The organism is Bifidobacterium sp. AGR2158, assembly GCF_000424225.1.
GTDB lineage: Bacteria > Actinomycetota > Actinomycetes > Actinomycetales > Bifidobacteriaceae > Bifidobacterium > Bifidobacterium anseris.
Genome location: NZ_AUJM01000016.1, coordinates 105818 through 122623, shown reverse-complemented (window position 1 = coordinate 122623; position 16806 = coordinate 105818). Strand labels below are relative to the sequence as shown.

Annotated in this window: 15 protein-coding genes; 5 read left to right on the top strand and 10 right to left on the bottom strand. The window is 65.3% G+C overall.

The genetic code is table 11. From position 1 onward, the window contains the following. Position 1: 1 nt before the first annotated feature. Positions 2-901, bottom strand: a complete 900-nt coding sequence (locus tag G606_RS0106945; protein WP_026645352.1) for an ADP-ribosylglycohydrolase family protein — start codon at positions 899-901, stop codon at positions 2-4. Positions 902-1009: 108 nt separating this feature from the next. Here G606_RS0106945 and G606_RS0106940 point away from each other — a divergent pair, with 108 nt between their 5' ends. After that, the gene (locus G606_RS0106940) at positions 1010-1582 is read left to right on the top strand and encodes a T4 RnlA family RNA ligase (RefSeq protein WP_165778683.1); all 573 of its coding nucleotides are present in this window, start codon (positions 1010-1012) and stop codon (positions 1580-1582) included. A 62-nt stretch (positions 1583-1644) separates the two neighbouring features. On the opposite strand, the gene G606_RS0106935 is transcribed toward G606_RS0106940, so the two are convergent. Together G606_RS0106935 and G606_RS0106930 are read right to left on the bottom strand one after the other, a co-directional pair. Next, positions 1645-3645, bottom strand: a complete 2001-nt coding sequence (locus G606_RS0106935; RefSeq protein WP_026645350.1) for a hypothetical protein — start codon at positions 3643-3645, stop codon at positions 1645-1647. Between the two features lie 303 nt (positions 3646-3948). Next, complete coding sequence (locus tag G606_RS0106930) at positions 3949-4293, bottom strand: winged helix-turn-helix transcriptional regulator (protein WP_026645349.1); 345 nt, start codon at positions 4291-4293, stop codon at positions 3949-3951. 422 nt (positions 4294-4715) lie between these two features. Between G606_RS0106930 and G606_RS0106925 the strand changes: the two genes are divergently transcribed. Further along, positions 4716-4925, top strand: coding sequence for a hypothetical protein (locus G606_RS0106925; protein WP_026645348.1), 210 nt, complete (start codon positions 4716-4718; stop codon positions 4923-4925). Positions 4926-4988: 63 nt separating this feature from the next. Here the strand turns inward: G606_RS0106925 and G606_RS0106920 are convergent, their stop codons facing one another. From G606_RS0106920 to G606_RS0106900, 5 genes are all read right to left on the bottom strand, one after another. Then, positions 4989-5918 (bottom strand): LysR family transcriptional regulator, encoded by a 930-nt coding sequence (locus tag G606_RS0106920; protein WP_026645347.1) that lies wholly within the window; start codon positions 5916-5918, stop codon positions 4989-4991. Between the two features lie 44 nt (positions 5919-5962). Beyond that, a complete protein-coding gene (locus G606_RS0106915; RefSeq protein ID WP_026645346.1) occupies positions 5963-6595 on the bottom strand; it encodes an HAD family hydrolase in 633 nt (210 codons plus the stop codon). A 180-nt stretch (positions 6596-6775) separates the two neighbouring features. Then, positions 6776-8548: an FAD-dependent oxidoreductase gene (locus G606_RS0106910; protein WP_034523885.1), complete on the bottom strand. Its 1773-nt coding sequence runs from the start codon at positions 8546-8548 to the stop codon at positions 6776-6778. Next, positions 8548-9111 carry a redoxin domain-containing protein gene (locus G606_RS0106905; RefSeq protein ID WP_026645344.1) on the bottom strand — a complete coding sequence of 188 codons (564 nt, stop codon included), beginning with the start codon at positions 9109-9111 and terminating at the stop codon, positions 8548-8550. Before G606_RS0106905 ends, G606_RS0106910 begins: the two co-directional genes overlap by 1 nt. A 41-nt stretch (positions 9112-9152) precedes the next feature. Further along, positions 9153-10973 (bottom strand): bifunctional ADP-dependent NAD(P)H-hydrate dehydratase/NAD(P)H-hydrate epimerase, encoded by a 1821-nt coding sequence (locus G606_RS0106900; RefSeq protein WP_442852245.1) that lies wholly within the window; start codon positions 10971-10973, stop codon positions 9153-9155. Between the two features lie 274 nt (positions 10974-11247). Between G606_RS0106900 and bsh the strand changes: the two genes are divergently transcribed. From bsh to G606_RS10200, 3 genes are all read left to right on the top strand, one after another. Next, positions 11248-12192, top strand: a complete 945-nt coding sequence (gene bsh, locus G606_RS0106895) for a choloylglycine hydrolase (protein WP_026645342.1) — start codon at positions 11248-11250, stop codon at positions 12190-12192. 202 nt (positions 12193-12394) lie between these two features. Next, positions 12395-13201: a carboxymuconolactone decarboxylase family protein gene (locus G606_RS10205; protein WP_051198663.1), complete on the top strand. Its 807-nt coding sequence runs from the start codon at positions 12395-12397 to the stop codon at positions 13199-13201. Between the two features lie 58 nt (positions 13202-13259). Further along, positions 13260-14345 (top strand): cation diffusion facilitator family transporter, encoded by a 1086-nt coding sequence (locus G606_RS10200; protein WP_081664103.1) that lies wholly within the window; start codon positions 13260-13262, stop codon positions 14343-14345. 154 nt (positions 14346-14499) lie between these two features. On the opposite strand, the gene G606_RS0106880 is transcribed toward G606_RS10200, so the two are convergent. Further along, positions 14500-16101, bottom strand: coding sequence for an ABC-F family ATP-binding cassette domain-containing protein (locus tag G606_RS0106880; RefSeq protein WP_026645341.1), 1602 nt, complete (start codon positions 16099-16101; stop codon positions 14500-14502). Positions 16102-16271: 170 nt separating this feature from the next. After that, positions 16272-16733: a uracil-DNA glycosylase family protein gene (locus tag G606_RS0106875; protein ID WP_231371451.1), complete on the bottom strand. Its 462-nt coding sequence runs from the start codon at positions 16731-16733 to the stop codon at positions 16272-16274. Between the last annotated feature and the right edge of the window lie 73 nt (positions 16734-16806).

Sequence of the window (16806 nt, the reverse complement as noted above, 5' to 3'; positions counted from 1 at the left end):
GCTACGCCGCGAACGGACGATGCTCGAAGAACAACGGCGGCACGTCGCGCTCGCGGTAGAAGTCGTCCCAGCGTTCGAGCACGTCGCGCAGCGGGCCGGGCAGGTAGGAGAGCGCCTGCTTGGCGATGTCGTCGGTGATGCCGTAGGCCGCCTGCGCGATGCTTGCGGCCATCGCGGCCTGCGTGTCGCTGTCGCCGCCGAGCGACACGGCGTTGCGGATCGCGTCCTCGAAGCCGTCGGAGTCGAGGAAACAGCAGATCGCCTCGGGCGCCGACCCCTGGCAGGTCACGTCGAAACGGTAGCCGGGGCGGATGCGGTCGACGGACAGGCTCATGTTGTAGCCGTACTCGTGGTTGATGTAGTCGCGGATGCGTTGTTTGCATTCGGCCGGATCGTCGGCGATGCTGTGTTCGAATTCGCCGTGGCAGCCGCCGAACCAGTAGCGGGCGAGGAAGATCGCGTCGGCCACGGCCATGCCGCCTTTGACGCCTTCGGGATGGTCGTGCGTCACGGCTATCGAACGTTCGGCCAGCTGACGGCCGACGATCGGCATGAAGCCGGTGCGCGCCATGAATCCGCAGTCCATCATCCAGCCGCAGGGGGAGACGCGCATCGCGGCGCCGTTGCCGAAGCTGCCGATCGGCTCGCGGCTGTCCGAGGCGAGCCAACGCCGGAAGCGGCCGCCGTATCCGGCGTTCGGGTACATGCGGCCGTACTTTTTCATCGCGTCGATGAAATCGTCGGCGCCCCCGCCGTTCATGATGCCCTCGGCCACGGCGCAGGTCATCACCGTGTCGTCGGTGAAACGGCAGCCGTCGGAGAACAGCGGGAAATCCTTCGTTTTGATCGGGTTCCACTCGTATTTCGAGCCGACGATGTCGCCGATGATCGCTCCGAACATGATGCCCTCCTTTGGTCGGATACGGACCGGGCGTCCTCGCCCGACGTTGCTTCAGTAGTGTAGCCGCATCGCGCGTACGACGCGGACACGGATGCGCCGATGGTCCGCATGCGCGGCGCATATGGGCCGCCGGACGTCGTCGGCGCGCGCGACGACGGCATCATCGTCACCACACAGGGCAAACTCAAGGCATACTGCCGCGAACACAACGCCACACCGCTGTTCGAAGTATGCGACAAAACACACGACGAGCACATCATCGAATACCCCAAGACGACCGCCTACCTGCTCGACGCGGTACGCAACAACTTCGAATTCCGGGAACTATGCGACTACGACGAACTCGCGACGCTCGCAGAAAGCCTTGGCGTGCCGGTCAAAGAGCGCGTGACGGTATTCGGGGACGAGGATGCGGCGCGTGCCTTCGTCGTCGACATCATCCGCGACGACTACACCTACCGCGGCGAGCATATCGAAGGGTTCGTCTTCGCCGGCGCCGACGGGCATATGCTCAAGGAATTCCGCTCTGGGCGCGCGTGGCCGGACGATGCGGACGCGCATACCGACGATGCGTCCACCATGGACGCATCCGACGTGACAGTGTTCGACAGCGGCGACCTTATCCGGCTGCGCAACGCGTATCAGGGAGCCCAAGGCATGCCTGCGGGCAGAAACCAATGAGCATGGGCCGGCCGTGATGTGCGCCGCGGCCGGCCCATGCCGAAGGGCGTCCGCGCCCGTCTTCAGGATTGCGCTCGCCGACCGCGTGCGGCCTGATCCACCGTCGCAGGTTTGAGCATGCCGTACCGGAGGCTGGCGCTCAATGCGCGCATCAGATCGTTGTCCGCGATCATGGACACGCCGGCCGCATACTTGAAACCACAGTCGGCGAGCTCCTCGGCGGCACCTCGGGCGAACATCCAGGCTTTGGACGTTTCGTCGATGTCCAGCTCCTGCGCGCCGAGCAGCTGCGCCCTCTCGTCGTCGTCGAACGGCTGCTCGCGCCCGAGCCGCGCACGCAGTCGCAGGAACACCTCGATGGCGTCGTCGATCTCGTCATAGGGCAGGTCGCCGTCGAGCGCGCATTGCACGCAGGCGAGCGCGAGTGCGCTCCTGCCGACATCGGCGAGCAGATAGCCCAGATGCAGATACAGCAGACTGCGGTCGCGCAAGGTGACGGCATGCGCGAGCCCCGTGCGGAACGCATGAATCGCCGCATCGGCGTCGTGGGTCGTCCTCCAGACCACGAGCGCCAGCGTGGAATACGACGCCGCGGTGAGCGGAGCCAGTTCCACAAGCGCGTGCGCATGCCTGAGCGCCGCTTGTACGCTTCCCTCCTTCATGTAGAGGTTCGCGAGCGCCAGATGCGCGTAATACAGCGACTTCGGCACGCGCCTGTAGATCGTGGACGGCGGGGCGAACAGCATGCCGACCGCCGCACGTTCGTGCGCATGCTCACAGAACAGCGGCTGTTTGCCATCGTCGGGCATCGTCGATTCGATCCGTGCGATCGCCGATTCAAGCTCGGCCTCCATGATGAGCGGGCGGTCCCGGTTCTCCTGTTCAATCCGTGCAATCTGCCCATAGGTGACGACCCCGTCATCATGTTCGGTGTCCAATGAGCGTACGTTGAGCGCATGCAGCCGACGTTGCAGATTCGTCGGCAGCGCACGGTTGTCCCTCCACAGCGGGATGCGTCCGTCGAGCAGCGGCTGCGGCAGCGGCAGCGGCTGTATCACGTCCAGCTCGCCGGTGAGCGCATCAAGTCGCACGCTGCATGCACCCGCGGCAAGCAGGACACGCAAGGCCGCCGCCGCGTCGCCATCCACAACCGCATCATCCAGCCCGGCCGCATACTGCGGCGCAATGCGCGCGTCGAAACTCGCACGGTCCACGGTAAAGCTCACGACGGGCCGATCCATCCGCTGCACCGAATCCGCGTATGCGGTGACCCACACCGTACGCGTAGCGGCATGCGCGCTGAAACCGATCTGCGCCACAACGCCCGCAAGCAGCAGCGTGTACGCGGACGCCCATGCCGCGCGCCGCTCATCGGAAAGCAGACTCCATCCGCCACACCCGTCGTAGACATACCGACTGAACTGGCCAGCCTCGGGCGCCTGGAACACGATGCCCATCGTACCGGACGCACGGTCGAAGTCGCAGCGATACTCATAGTGCAGCGGAAGCACGGTCGACTCGCTGATCGCACAGCACCTGAGCATCGCACCCCAGTCGCCATCGTCCCCGCACTGCCCATAGCGGTCGACGTCGAGATCCGCCTGACGGCGCGCGAACCGCATACGCTCGCGCCAACCGCCGAGGATCAGTGGGTCCATCTCACCGAGATCGGCATCGGTGAGCGTGGTGAGGAGACCCTGCCCATCATCCAGCGAGCACGCCACGGCATCCGCGGCGAACAGACGCGTGAGCGCGGCCTCCACGGCATGCACGACCATGCGGTCCTCGGCAGGCATCCCATCAGGCACGGCGATCCATGCGGATCCGTTGTCCAGACGCATACCGCGAAGAGGATACTGCGCGCTGATGCGGCGCAGCCGCGGGGCATCAGCCGCCTCCATCTCGCGCGCCGCATACCGCTCGAACGCAGTGGCGTCCAAGCGGCGGCCATTCCAGATCAAACGGTCGATGACGTCGGCAAGCGGCTCATCCTCGAACGCGGACATCAGCTCACTGATGCGTCCCGGCTTAGAGGATTCAGATAAACGGTCCGGTGCGTCCATGCGGCTCTCCTTCTCGATGGCTTGATGCGGGAGTCTAACCGGGACCGCCTGCGGACGCGCCGGATTTCCGATGCATGAGACCACCGACCGCCATGAGGCACGATCAGCCGAATCATCAGCGATGCCATGCACGTTATGGAAAAGCCCATGTGGCACCGCGAGACCTTCACCTATCATGGGCAGAAGGATTGTACGGAGACGGGGAACCGTGCCGACGATATTCATAAGGATTCGCCTATGCGACCCTCTACAAGGTGATTGTGTCGCTGATGGCGCTCGCAGCGGTGGGTGCCCACCTTGCAATCAGTCGTGGTGGTAGATCAGCGCGTCCACGTTGCGGTTGGCGATCTCGACGAGCTGGGAGAGGGGAGCGACGAACTGCCTGCCCAACGACGTGAGCTCGTAATACACCTGCGGCGGCTTCGCATGCTGCACGACGCGACGGCGCACGACGCCGCAACGCTCGAGATACTTGAGCGTCTGCGACGCCATGCGTTCGCTGATGCCGCCGATCGTACGCACCAGTTCGCTGAAGCGCAGCGAACGGTCCGCCAGCGCCAGGATGATGAGTAGTCCCCATTTGCCGCTGATGACCGACAGGTTGAAGCGCGTGGGGCAGTCCTTGGAGAAGATGTCGATGTCCTGCATGTTCTCATTATATCATACGAATATACAGGTACTTACGGTTAGTAAGCATCTCTTCCCATACCATCGACCCAAGCGCCAATCCGACGGTAACAAAAGCACTTAGGGAAGAGGGTCCTCTCAATGGCTGTCAGCACCGCAGCCGCCATGCATAGCTCGATATTCCTGCTGGAATCTTGAGTTATGCGCAGGGCTCTTCGACGAAATCGGCACGCGAATGGTGCAGCTATGGGCAATTGTCAATTGCTGCGCTGTTGCGTCATGGATTCGAACGTGACACGTGCGCTTATGTTCGGAATGCGCCGGTGGTCGAGCGCAGTCAGCGCACAGACCGCGCATAACCCAATTGTGCGGCCAAAATCCTGAGTTATGTGTGCCAAGAGAAGAGCCACGCAAGCGGAGGGAGAGGAAAGGAAAGAGGAAGAATGAAGGAAAGAGGGAAAAGAGAGCGAGTGGAAGAAGAGGGGAAAGGGAGGAAAAGGAAAAAGAAGAGCGAAGAGCGAGCGAAAGAAGACGTGGAGGAGGGGCAATATGTCTGGATTCGCGTCCCGCACATGCTTGATGGGCCCGCGGAGTGTATCTGCGATTTCGGGGTGGGGAAGACGGGCATAACCGCCGGCGTGTTGGGCTGCTGAACGGTGACACGCCGGGGGATATCGCACCTGTTCCACCCCAAAATCGCAGATACGGCCATCTCCCTACTGCTCGATGACGTCGTAGCCATGCCCGGCGAGCACGGCCTTGAGCTTCTCCAGATACACCTGCGCCGGTTTCGTGATCTTTGCGCGTTCATGCGAGATCCAGCCGACGAGCATCGTCACGTCGGTGTCGAGCGGCACGGTGACGATCTTCTCGTTGTTGAGGTCGCCGTTGTCGATGCCGGTGCACACCGTGTACCCGTTGAGTCCGATGATGAAGTTGAGGATCGTGGCGCGGTCGGTCACGTTGATCTGCTTGGGGGAGTACTCCGGCCACACCGCTTCCTCGGCGAAGTAGAAGCTGCCTTCCTCGCCCTGCTCGTACTGGATGAACGGGAAAGGCTTGAGATCCTCCATCGTGACCTTCTTCTTCATCGCGAGCGGATTCGTGCGCGCGATGAACACGTGCAGCGGCGCGCGGAACAGCGGATGGAATTCGAGGTGCTTCTCGCGCAGCAGCTTGCCGATGACCTGCTTGTTGAAGTCGGACAGGTACAGGATGCCGATGTCCGAGCGCATGTTCGCGACCTGGTTGATGATGTCGCGCGTGCGCGTCTCACGGATCGTGAACTCGTACTCGTCCGAGCGGATCGATTCGATCATCTTGACAAAGGCCTCGACGGCGAACATGTAGTGCTGCGTCGACACCGAGCACAGCTGCTTGCGCGGTTTCGCGTTCTTGTAGCGTTCCTCCATGAGCGAGACCTGGTCGAGCACCTGACGCGCGTAGGTGAGGAACTCGGCGCCGTCGACGGTCAATGCGATGCCCTGCGACGAGCGGGTGAAGATTTCGATGCCGAGCTCGTTCTCGAGTTCCTTGACCGACGAGCTCAGCGCCGGCTGCGAGATGTACAGCATGTGCGAGGCTTCGTTCATCGAGCCGCATTCGACGATTTTGACGATGTACTTGAGCTGCAGCAACGTGGCCATGAGCCGCCTTTCCTTATCCTGCCTGTGTCCTAGTGTCCTGATGTTCAGATGGCCGCGCCGAGCCCGCGCAGCGCGTCGCGCGTGCCGTCCGCGTCGGTGAAGCGGACGCCGTGCCAGCCGAGCGCCTCGGCGCCGGCGACGTTCTTCGCCGTGTCGTCGATGAACACGGTCGTCGACGGGTCGAGCGAGAAGCGTTCCTCGGCGAGCCGGTAGATCGGCGCCTCGGGTTTACGCAGCTTTTCGACGCCGGAGACGACAGTGCCCTCGAGCAGCTCCCCGAGCTGCGGGAAGCGTTCGAACGCGAAGTGGAAGGTCTCCTCGGCCCAGTTCGTCAGGCCCCACACGTGCACGCCTGCGGCCTTGAGGTCGCGCAGCAGCCGCTCCATGCCGGCGACCGTGTCCGGCAGCGCGTCGCCGTAATGCTCGATGTAGTAGCGGTAGATCGCGGCGATGTCCGCGCCGTGCTCCCTTTCGACGATCGGCAGCACGTCGTCGAGCCGCATGCCGCCGTCCATCAGGTCCTCGTAGTGGAAGAAGCCGTAGGGGTCGTCGTCGGCGCAGATGCGTTCGACGAGCGCGGCGTCCACATGGCCGTCGAGCGCGCAATGGCACTGCCAGTCGACGAGCACGCCGCAGAAATCGAAGACGACATCGGTGATCGGACGGGCATCGGCCATCGGGAACCTCGCTTGGTGAAGACTGATAGGGGGACTTACGACATCGTCAGTGTACTGCACGGGCGTCGAAGTCGTCGTGCGCCCGTACATATGGCGGAACAGCGTGCGCATATGCGAAAGGAGGGCCCTGTCGCCGGGACCCTCCTTTCGCATGCTGCTGTATTGAATCAGTCGCGCTCGTCACACATGGTCGATGAGGTCGAGCATCTGCGTGACGCCCTTCCTGCCGAAATCCGTGCGCGTCCGGTCGCCGCGCGTGACGACGATGCACGGCACGCTCATGACGCCGTAGCGTTCCTTGAGTTCGGGGTAGTGCGCGATGTCGTAGGCCTCGGCGCGTACGTTCGGGTTGAGCGATGCGATGCGTTGCGCGGCGCGCACCGTCTCCGGACACATCGTGCACGTCAGCGAGACGAGCAGCATCACGTCGACCGGATCGTGGATCGCCTCGATGCGTTCCCGTTCGTCGTCGGGCAGCGGCTGGCCGGGGCCGGCCGCGTTGTACAACGCGAGCGCAAAGGCGTTGAATTCATGGCCGCCGGGCACGCCGTGGAATGCGATGCCGGTGGGTACGAGTTCGCCGGTGTCGTTGCGCACGAGCAGGCTTACGACGGGTGCGGCGAAGGGCAGCGGCAGCGTCGCGTTGAAGATGCCACGGCCGTGTTCGTCGACACGTTCGACGTGGTCGGACAGCATGGCGAGCTTGCCGCCGCTAAGGTGCACGAGTTCCTCGATGAAGGCTTTGAGTTCGACGCTCAGCGGCGTGTCGTCAAGTTGCAGCTGCAGTGTGACGTTCCGTTGCATGCGTGCGAAGATGACGCGCAGCTGCGTGCGCACGTCGTCGTCGAAGAACGAGCCGACCTGCGGGGCGGGCGTGTCGTCGACGGCGTTCGAGGCGGGCGCGATCGTCGTCTGCTCCGGGATGTTTGCACCCGCCTCGCGTTCCCTGCGTTCGTGGACGGAGACAGATGGGCGTTCGGGCACGACGCCGGTGCGCCTGGATGCGTCCGCCGCGTACTGTTCGGCGTGCACGGCGGCGATCGCGCCGTCGGCCGTCGCCGTGACGACCTGCCGCAGATCCTTGGCGCGCAGGTCGCCGGCGGCGTAGACGCCGGGCACCGACGTTTCGAGCGTCATCGGATTGCAGATCACGTAGCCGTCGTCGTCGAGGCGTACGAAGCCGTCGACGATCGAGGTTTGCGGCACATAGCCGGCGAAGACGAAGACGCCGAAGGTGCCGTCGTCTTCGGGCTGCCAGTGGCGCCTGTCACCGGTGTGCGCATCGCGCAGCGTGGCTTCGACGAGGCCGTGTTCGCCGGCTTCGACGCCTTCGAGTTCGGTGTGGTAGAGGACGTCGATCTTCGGATCGTGCTTCGCGCGGTCGGCGACCTGCGCGTCGCAGGTGAAGTCGTCCTCGCGCACGAGCACGGTGACCTTGCGCGCGTAGCGGGTCAGGAACACCGATTCCTCGGCCGCCGCGAAGCCACCGCCGACGACGAGGACGTCGCGGCCGGTGAAGAACTCGCCGTCGCAGGTCGCGCAGGTGGCGACGCCACGTCCGGCGTATTCGCGTTCGCCGGCGAAACCGATGCGTCTGGGGGCGGCGCCCATCGCGAGCACGACGGCGAACGCGCGCACGTCGCCGCGCGTCGTGTGCACGAGTTTGACGCCGTCGTCGAGCACGTCGATGCCGGTCACGTCGGCCGTGCGCAGTTCGGCGCCGAAGTCCTGCGCCTGCCGGCGCATCGTCGTCGCGAGCGCGCGGCCGTTGGTCGTCAGGACGCCAGGGTAGTTGACGACTTCGTCGGTGATCGTGATCTGGCCGCCGAAGTCGTCCTTTTCGATGACGATCGTGCGGTAGCGCGCTCGTGCGAGGTACATCGCCGCCGTGAGCCCGGCCGGGCCGCCTCCGATGACGACGGCGTCGTAGAAGTCCTGTTCGGGGGTGCTCATCACAGCTCCCCGACGAGGTCGAGGCTCGGCTTGATCGTCTTGTCGCCGGGTTCCCATGTGGCCGGGCACACCTGATCGGTGTGCTCGTAGACGAATTGGGAGGCCTTGACGCGGCGCAGGATCTCAGCGGCGTCGCGGCCGACGTTCGACGAGATCACCTCATAGGCGACGACGCGTCCTTCGGGGTCGATGATGAAGTCGCCGCGTTCGGCCAGCCCGGTGTGCTCGTTGTAGGTGTCGAGGTCGCGTGCGAGCGCGCCGGTCGGGTCGGCGAGCATCGGGAAGGCGATCTTGCCGATCTTCTCGTTCGCGTCATGCCATGCCTTGTGCGTCCATTGGGTGTCGCACGAGACGGAGTAGATCTCGCAGCCGGCCTGCTTGAACGCGTCGTAGTGGTCGGCGAGGTCCTCGAGTTCGGTCGGACAGACGAAGGAGAAATCGGCGGGGTAGAAGAAGAGCAGCGACCAGTGGCCGAGCAGGTCGGATTTGCCCACTTGTCGGATGGCGTCGTTCTGGTAGGCCTGGAGGGTGAAGTCGATGACGTCGTGCTGCAGCAGTGTCATGATGGTTCCTTTCTGTTCTGTGTTGTACGTCTGTTCTGCGTTTATTCGTAGCGCGCGGTCGCGTTGAGCATGTCGAAGGCGGCGGGCAGCGCGTTGACGACGTCCATCGCGACGATTGGATGGCCGACCGATTGCGAGGCGTGCGTGTCCTCGTCGCCATCGGAGAACAACGCAGGTTCGTCCCAAGCGCGCTGGTCGCTGTGCGAGGCGAGCGCGGCGGCGAGTCCGTGCACGTAGGCGGCGCCGGCGACGATCTCGGCGGCGAGCGAGGGATCCGCGACGACCTCGTCGGCCTGCTGGGCGAGCATCGCGCCGGTGATGCCGGCGAGTACGTCTCCAGCGCCGGCGGTGGAGAGGAACGCGGGGGCACGTCCGCATACGAGCGTACGTGTCGCGCCGTCATCGTCGGCGCCGACGATGACGGTCATCGCGCCCTTGAGCAGCACGGTCGCACCGGTCAGTTCGCAGGCGCGGCGCGCGGCGGCCAGCGGTCGGGCGGACACGTCGGCGGGGTCACGCGCCTCGCCGAGGCGCGTGAGCAGCGCCGCCATCTCGCCGGCGTGCGGCGTGACGACGACATGCGCGGGCACATGCGCGGGCAGCAGGTCGAGCGCGCCGGCGTCGACGACGATCGGCGGCATCGCAAGCGCGGCGCGGCGCCCGTCCTCGTCGCCGTCGAGCGAGTAGTGGGCGAGAAGGGCTTTCGCGCGGGTCCGCTGCAGGTCCTTGTCGTCGCCGTGCACGCCGTCGGGGATGCCGCAGCCGACGACCCAGGACTGCACATGGCCTTTGCCGATGACGGCTTCGGGAAGCGCATGCAGCACGAGGTCCTGTGCGCGGTCAGGCCCCAGATAGCGCACCATGCCGATATTCGAACGCGCGGCGGCGCATGCGGACAGGACGGCGGCGCCCGGATAGGCGTCGGAGCCTGTGATCAGTCCGGCCACGCCGCGTTCGTATTTGGCGTCATCAAGGCGCGGGATGCGGATCGCGGACTGCGCGAAGGCGCGGTCGACGATCTCGACGTCCGGGTCGGCGGCGTCGACGTCAAAGCCGAAGTCGACGAGCGTGACGCGGCCGCACGCGTAGCAGGCGGGCGGCAGCATCGCACATGGCTTGAGCGCGCCGAACATCATCGTCACGTCGGCGGGAATGTACGCGCCGGGCAGTGTGCCGTCCCCGACGCCGACGCCGGATGGCGTGTCGATGGCGAGCACAAAGGGGAATTCGATGTCGAGCTCGTCGTCGGGTAGTGCGGGGCGCGGGGGCGCGCCGTGCGTGCCGACGACCTCGGCGATGGCCGCGGGAATGCCGTGCAGCGCGCCGTTGACGCCGATGCCGGTCATCGCGTCGATGATGATGTGCGCACGCGAGGTGAAGCGCACGGCCTGTTCGAGGCGTGCGCCGGCCTCGCCGGAGGAGAATCCGACGGGGGCTCCGGGGATGCTCGCGTTCGGGTCGAGCGTGAAGACGTGGCCGCCGGCTTTGCGGAATGCGGCGTACGCCTCGTCGTGCAGCGATCGGCCTACGGCGATCGCCGTCACGTTGAGTCCCTCGTCGGCGAGCATCGCGCCGCAGTACAGGCCGTCGCCGCCGTTGTCCCCGGCGCCGGCGAGCACGCATACGCGCAGCGTGTCCGCCTCCCATCCTTGTTCGTCGATGACGTCGAGCACGCGGTGCGCCGCGGCCGCGGCGGCCATGCGCATGAGCGGCACGCCGTCGTCGAGCAACGGGCGTTCGAGTGAGCGCACCGTCGCCACGTCGTAGGCGCATGAGCGCAGCACGTCGGTGCGTGGCCCATCCTCGGGTTCGATGTCCTGTGCGCTTGCCATGCCGGCGCCGCTCGTGCCGTGATCGTTCATCATCGGTCCTTTCCCCGCCTTCCCGCGACGTGCGAGCGCATGGCCGGGAAGGGACAACACATACGCCATCCACTCTAGTACCGCGCGCCGTGTGCGCCGCCGGCCGAACGCCGGAACGCGCCGTGGCACCGCTTCCTCTGACAACGATAACCAGCGCGCCGGCGCCGTCACGCTCCCTACAATGGCGGCAACGGCGCACGCCCCGCCCGCCGGGCGGCGTGCGCGACCGAACACGGGCGGCGTGACCGACCGCGATATGGAAAGGAACATCATCATGTGCAGTGCAGTTCGCTTCGTCGACGCCGAAGGCAACCTCTACTTCGGCCGCAACCTCGATTGGGAGTGCGGCTACGGCGAGAAGATCGTGTACACGCCGGCCGACTACGCCTACCAGCCGGCGTTCAACGCCGAGGACCGCAACCACGCCGTCATCGGCGTCGGCATCGTCGTCGACGACACGCCGCTCTACTTCGACTGCGCGAACGACGCCGGCCTGGCCGTCGCCGGACTCAACTTCCCCGGCTACGCGCAGTACGCCGAGGACAGCGTCAACTTCACGACGAACGTCGCCGCCTACGAGTTCCCGCTGTGGGTGGCGCGCAGCTTCACGAGCGTCGACGAGGTCGCCGAGGCGCTCAAGAACGTGACGATCGTCGCCAAGCAGATCAACGACCAGTACCCGGTCGCGATGCTGCACTGGATCATCGGCGACGCGACGCGCAGCATCGTCGTCGAATACACCGCCAGCGGCATGCACGTCTATGACAACGACATCGACGTCATGACGAACCAGCCAGAGTTCCCGGTGCACCGCGCCAACCTCATCAACTACATCAACTGCACGCCGACGATGGTCAAGCCCGTCAAGTGGGCAGGCGCCGAACTCAAGCCGTGGGGCGCGGGACTGAGCGCACATGGCCTGCCGGGCGACCCGAACTCGATGTCCCGCTTCGTGCGCATCGCCTACGCGAACGCGCACTATCCGGACAAGCAGGGCGAGAAGGACAACGTCACGCGCCTGTTCAAGACGCTGTCGAGCGCCGCGATGATCGAAGGCATGAGCGCGATGGCCGACGGCCAGTTCGAGAAGACGATGTTCACGAGCGGCTATTCGGCGAAGACGAAGACCTACTACATGGCCACCTACGACGACCCGACAATTGTGGCGACGCCGGTGAGCGACTTCGACGCGACGAGCAACAAGCTGCAGACCAAGTGAACCGACGCGGGGCCCGACGGCCCCGCCATGTACCATCATCATGCCCATGGCGAAAACCGCATGACATGCGCGTTTCGACATGGGCATGATGCGATGGTCTGTCGTATTATACGGACGTCGTAAGCCCGTTTCGTCCATGCGCCCGCACGTCGCGCGGCCATGGAGGCGGGATCCGCCCCGACAGCCGGACAGGAGGCATGCAGTGTTCGAGGAACTGCACAAGAAAATGAACCATTTCTGGAACGACGACCGTACCCTGGCCCAGACCGACCCGGAGTACATCGAGATGTTCTCCCGATTCGCCTACGACGAGGTTGTGCACGAGCGCGAGGCGAACGACCCGAAACTGGGGGAGGCCGACCGGTGCCTCGCGGTCATCGCCGCGATCATCGGCGCGCAGGGCATGGACGCCTTCGAGATGATGCTGCCGGTCGCCTATCGCACCGGCGTCACGTCTCTGCAGCTCAAGGAGGTCATCTACCAGGCGACGCCCTACGCCGGATTCGCCCATGCGCTGCCCTACCTGAGGAAGGTCAACGACTTCCTCAACGCCGAGAACGTCGCGATGCCGCTGCCCGCGCAGAACACCGTCGCCGCCGACGGACGCATGGACGCAGGCGAGCAAATCGAGATGCGGCTGTTCGGGGACATGATGAAGGACTTCCCGCGCAAAGGACCCGAGGACACGCGTCACATCAACGCATGGCTCACCAAGGACTGCTTCGGCGGCTACTACACGCGCGGCGGCCTGACGTTGGCGCAACGCGAAATGGTCACGTTCTGCCTGCTCATCGGCCAGGGAGGCTGCGAGGCGCAGGAACGCGCGCACATCCAGGCCAACCTGCGGCTGGGCAACGACGAGCATTTCCTCATCGCCGTCGTCTCGCAGTGCCTGCCGTACATCGGCTACCCGCGCGCGCTCAACGCGATCGCCTGCATCCGCGCCGCGCTCGGCGAACGCGAGACCGGCCTCTACGCAGACATGACCGCGGGCAACGGCGAGGCGTGACGCACGCCAACGCCAACGACGACGTCAGCAACGACGAGAACGAGAAAAGGACGAGGACATGAAGGACAACGAGGAGAAGGACATCGCCGTGAAGGACGACGCCGATAAGCACACCGCCACGCCGGCGACGGGCGTGGGCGTCAGCGCGCAGCAGGAACGCAAGCACGAGGGCGCGGCCGTCAAGGCCGCCCTCGCCGCGAACATCGGCGTCGCCATCGCCAAGCTCGGCGCGTTCCTCTTCACACGCTCGTCGTCGATGCTGTCGGAATCGGTGCATTCGATCGCCGACTGTTCGAACGAGATCGTGCTGATGGCCGGCGACCGCGTCGCCAGAAGACGGCGCAAGAACGCGCAACACCCCTTCGGCTGGTACCGCGTCAAATACCTCGCGTCCTTCGTCGTCGCCACGCTGCTGTTCTTCGTGGGTGGCTTCTTCTCGACGAGCGAGGCGCTCAAGAAGGTCGGCGCCGTGCTCGAGGACCCCGCCATCCGCGCCGCCAACCGCGGCGAACTCGTCGTCGCGCTCGTCGTCGTCATCATCTCCGCATGTCTCGAAGGCTACGGCCTGCACCAGTCGATCAAGGAATCGAACGAACGCATGCGACATACCGGCATGCCGCACATGGGCATCTACAGATTCTGGCGCGTGACGAAATCCGCTGACCTTGCCTCGGTCATCATGGAGGACACGCTCGCGCTCATCGGCCTCGCCTTCGCGTTCCTCGGCATTGGCCTGGCGATCGCCACCGGCGACGAGCTCTATGACGCGCTCGGCGGCATGTGCGTCGGCGTCGTCCTCATCGTCGGCTCGCTGCTGCTCGCCTACAAGGCGGGCTCGCTGCTCATCGGCGAATCGGTCAGCCCGCTGACGCAGGAACGCATCATCAAGGCCGTCGAAGGCACCGAAGGCGTCGAGGATCTCATCAACATGCAGTCCGTGCACATGTCCGAGGACAACATCCTGCTGTGCCTCAAGGTGCAGACCTCCAAACTCGACCGCGACTACGACGTGGACACCGTCAACAAGATCGAACGGTCGGTGCGCGAGTCGATGCCGTGGTACAACTGGGAGATCTACGTCGAACCGGACATCATGCGCGCCTCGCAGGCCGGCACGCCTGACGAGCCGGTCGACATCGACTGACTGCAACAACCGACACGACACAAAGGGCCGCGTCTTGCGGAACACGGATCGGGAATCCCGATCCCGGATGTTCCACAAGGCGCGGCCCTTTGATTATGTGATTATGCGAGGGAATTGGTTGGGCTCTGCGAGGAGAGAGGCGCGGAGCGCAGCGTCACTCCTCGGCGACGAGCTCGAGGTAGGAGTCGTTCCACAGGTCCTCGTCGCCGTCGGGCATGAGCAGCACGCGTTCGGGACGCAGCGCCTCGACGGCGCCCTCGTCGTGGGTGACGAGCACGATCGCGCCCTCGTACTTGGAGATCGCCTTGAGGATCTCGGCGCGCGAGGCGGGGTCGAGGTTGTTCGTCGGCTCGTCGAGCAGCAGCACGTTCGCGCGCGACGTGACGAGCGTGGCGAGCGCGAGCCTCGTCTTCTCGCCGCCGGAGAGCACGCGCGCCGGCTTGAACGCGTCGTCGCCGGAGAACAGGAACGAGCCGAGAATCGAACGCGCCTGCGTGTCGGTGAGCTCCGGGGCCACATGCTGCAGGTTTTCGAGGACCGTCATGTCCAGTTCGAGCGTGTCGTGCTCCTGGGCGAAATAGCCAATCTTCGCGCCGTGGCCGTATTCGACGACGCCGGTGTCCGGCTCGTCGAGATGGGCAAGCAGACGCAGCGTCGTCGTCTTGCCGGCGCCGTTGTAGCCGAGGATGACGACGCGCGAGCCCTTGTCGATCGCGAGGTCGACGCCGGCGAACACGATGTTGTCGCCGAAGGACTTCGAGATGTCCTTCGCCATGATCGGCGTGCGTCCGCACGGCGCCGGATCGGGGAAGCGGATGTCGGCGACCTTCTCCTTCTTCTGCTCGCCGCTCGTCTCGCTGAGCAGGCGTTCGGCGCGGCGCATCATGTTCTGCGCGGCCACGGCCTTCGTCGCCTTGGCGTGCAGGCGGATGCCCTGCTGCATGAGCCGCTCCGCCTTCTTCTCGGCGACCTCGCGTTCGCGGCGGCGGCGTTCCTCGTCGACGGCGCGTTGGTGCAGGTACGCCTTGTATCCGAGCGAATACATGTCGATCTGCGCGAGCTGTGCGTCGAGATGCCACACCTTGTTGACGACCTCGTCGAGCAGTTCGACCGAGTGGGAGATGACGAGGAAGCCGCCCTCGTACTTCTTGAGGAAGCCGCGCAGCCATTCGATCGAATCGGCGTCCAGATGGTTCGTCGGCTCGTCGAGGATGAGCGTGTCCGCGTCGGAGAACAGGATGCGCGCCAGCTCGATGCGGCGGCGCTGGCCGCCCGAGAGCGTGCCGAGAGGACGTTCCATGACGTCCTGCGGCAGCCCCAGACTCGCCGCCATCGCCTGCGCCTCGGATTGCGCTGCGTAGCCGCCGGCCTTCTCGAAGTCTTGCATCGCCTTGTCGTAGCGGTTCATCGCCTTCGTCATCACGTCCGGGTCCGGGTCGGTCATCTCCTTCTCGGCCTTGCGGATGCGCCGGATGATCGTCGCGATGTCGCGCGCGCTCATCATGCGGTCGAGCGCCGACTGCTCCGGGTCGTCGGCGTGCGTGTCCTGCGGCAGATAGCCGAGCTTGCCGGACACGCGCACGGTGCCGGCCGTTGGCAGCAGTTCGCCGGTGATCGTGCGCGTCAGCGTCGTCTTGCCGGCGCCGTTGCGTCCCACGAGGCCGATTTTGTCGCCCTTGGCGACGTGGAAGCTCGTCGGATGCAGCAGCGTGCGCGCGCCGATCTGAATCTCCAGTCCCTGTACTTCGATTGCCATTGATTCACCGTCTCCCGACCGTAGAAGTCCCTAGATGTTCGTGTTCGTCTGATTGTTCGTCCGATGTCCGTCGGCGCGCCGCATGCACATGAACCGCGCGCACCATCATGAACCGCGCGCACCATCATAAACGCGGCCATGAACGCGCCGCGCGCCGTCCGGTCCGGCGTTTAGTCGAAGTCGGACATGTCCACGCGTTCGCGGTAGACGGCGATCAGGTCGTCGAGCGTCTTCGCCGCGTAGGCCGGCGACGTGCTCGGCAGTGCCGTGGCCGGCAGGTCGATGCCGTCGGCGAGCAGCATCGGCCGGCAGTAGCGTTCGTACAGGCCCGCGGCCTTCGCACCGCACGGGTAGATGTGCCGGATCTGCGATCCGCGCACGATCGGTGTCAGGTCGCTCGGCACGACGTCGCGGATTGACGCGTCGGACGCCCCGAGGATCTCGCACGATTCGACGGTGTCCCACAGCGCGAAACGGTGCCTGAGCGCGAACGCGCGGCGCGACTCCACGCTCGTGCCCACCCTGTCCGACGGATCGGACGGGTCGGCGAACAACGCGTCCATGATCGGCCAGAAACGGTTGCGCGGATGCATGTAGAAGAACCCGGCCTCACGCGACTTCGGACTGGCCATCGTGCCGAGGAAGAGGATGCGCGAACGCGCGTCGAACAGCGGCGGGAAGCCGTGTTCGACGCGCGTCCAGCGG

What these genes read in the sequence shown, in the direction of transcription:
- G606_RS0106880 (WP_026645341.1), bottom strand. Translation starts at nt 16,101, where the DNA reads ATGGCAATCGAAGTACAGGGACTGGAGATTCAGATCGGCGCGCGCACG.
- G606_RS0106915 (WP_026645346.1), bottom strand. Translation starts at nt 6,595, where the DNA reads ATGGCCGATGCCCGTCCGATCACCGATGTCGTCTTCGATTTCTGCGGC.
- G606_RS0106925 (WP_026645348.1), top strand. Translation starts at nt 4,716, where the DNA reads ATGAAGGAAAGAGGGAAAAGAGAGCGAGTGGAAGAAGAGGGGAAAGGG.
- G606_RS0106910 (WP_034523885.1), bottom strand. Translation starts at nt 8,548, where the DNA reads ATGAGCACCCCCGAACAGGACTTCTACGACGCCGTCGTCATCGGAGGC.
- G606_RS0106905 (WP_026645344.1), bottom strand. Translation starts at nt 9,111, where the DNA reads ATGACACTGCTGCAGCACGACGTCATCGACTTCACCCTCCAGGCCTAC.
- G606_RS0106900 (WP_442852245.1), bottom strand. Translation starts at nt 10,973, where the DNA reads ATGAACGATCACGGCACGAGCGGCGCCGGCATGGCAAGCGCACAGGAC.
- G606_RS0106920 (WP_026645347.1), bottom strand. Translation starts at nt 5,918, where the DNA reads ATGGCCACGTTGCTGCAGCTCAAGTACATCGTCAAAATCGTCGAATGC.
- bsh (WP_026645342.1), top strand. Translation starts at nt 11,248, where the DNA reads ATGTGCAGTGCAGTTCGCTTCGTCGACGCCGAAGGCAACCTCTACTTC.
- G606_RS0106945 (WP_026645352.1), bottom strand. Translation starts at nt 901, where the DNA reads ATGTTCGGAGCGATCATCGGCGACATCGTCGGCTCGAAATACGAGTGG.
- G606_RS0106875 (WP_231371451.1), bottom strand. Translation starts at nt 16,733, where the DNA reads ATGGCCAGTCCGAAGTCGCGTGAGGCCGGGTTCTTCTACATGCATCCG.
- G606_RS0106935 (WP_026645350.1), bottom strand. Translation starts at nt 3,645, where the DNA reads ATGGACGCACCGGACCGTTTATCTGAATCCTCTAAGCCGGGACGCATC.
- G606_RS0106930 (WP_026645349.1), bottom strand. Translation starts at nt 4,293, where the DNA reads ATGCAGGACATCGACATCTTCTCCAAGGACTGCCCCACGCGCTTCAAC.
- G606_RS10200 (WP_081664103.1), top strand. Translation starts at nt 13,260, where the DNA reads ATGAAGGACAACGAGGAGAAGGACATCGCCGTGAAGGACGACGCCGAT.
- G606_RS0106940 (WP_165778683.1), top strand. Translation starts at nt 1,010, where the DNA reads ATGCGCGGCGCATATGGGCCGCCGGACGTCGTCGGCGCGCGCGACGAC.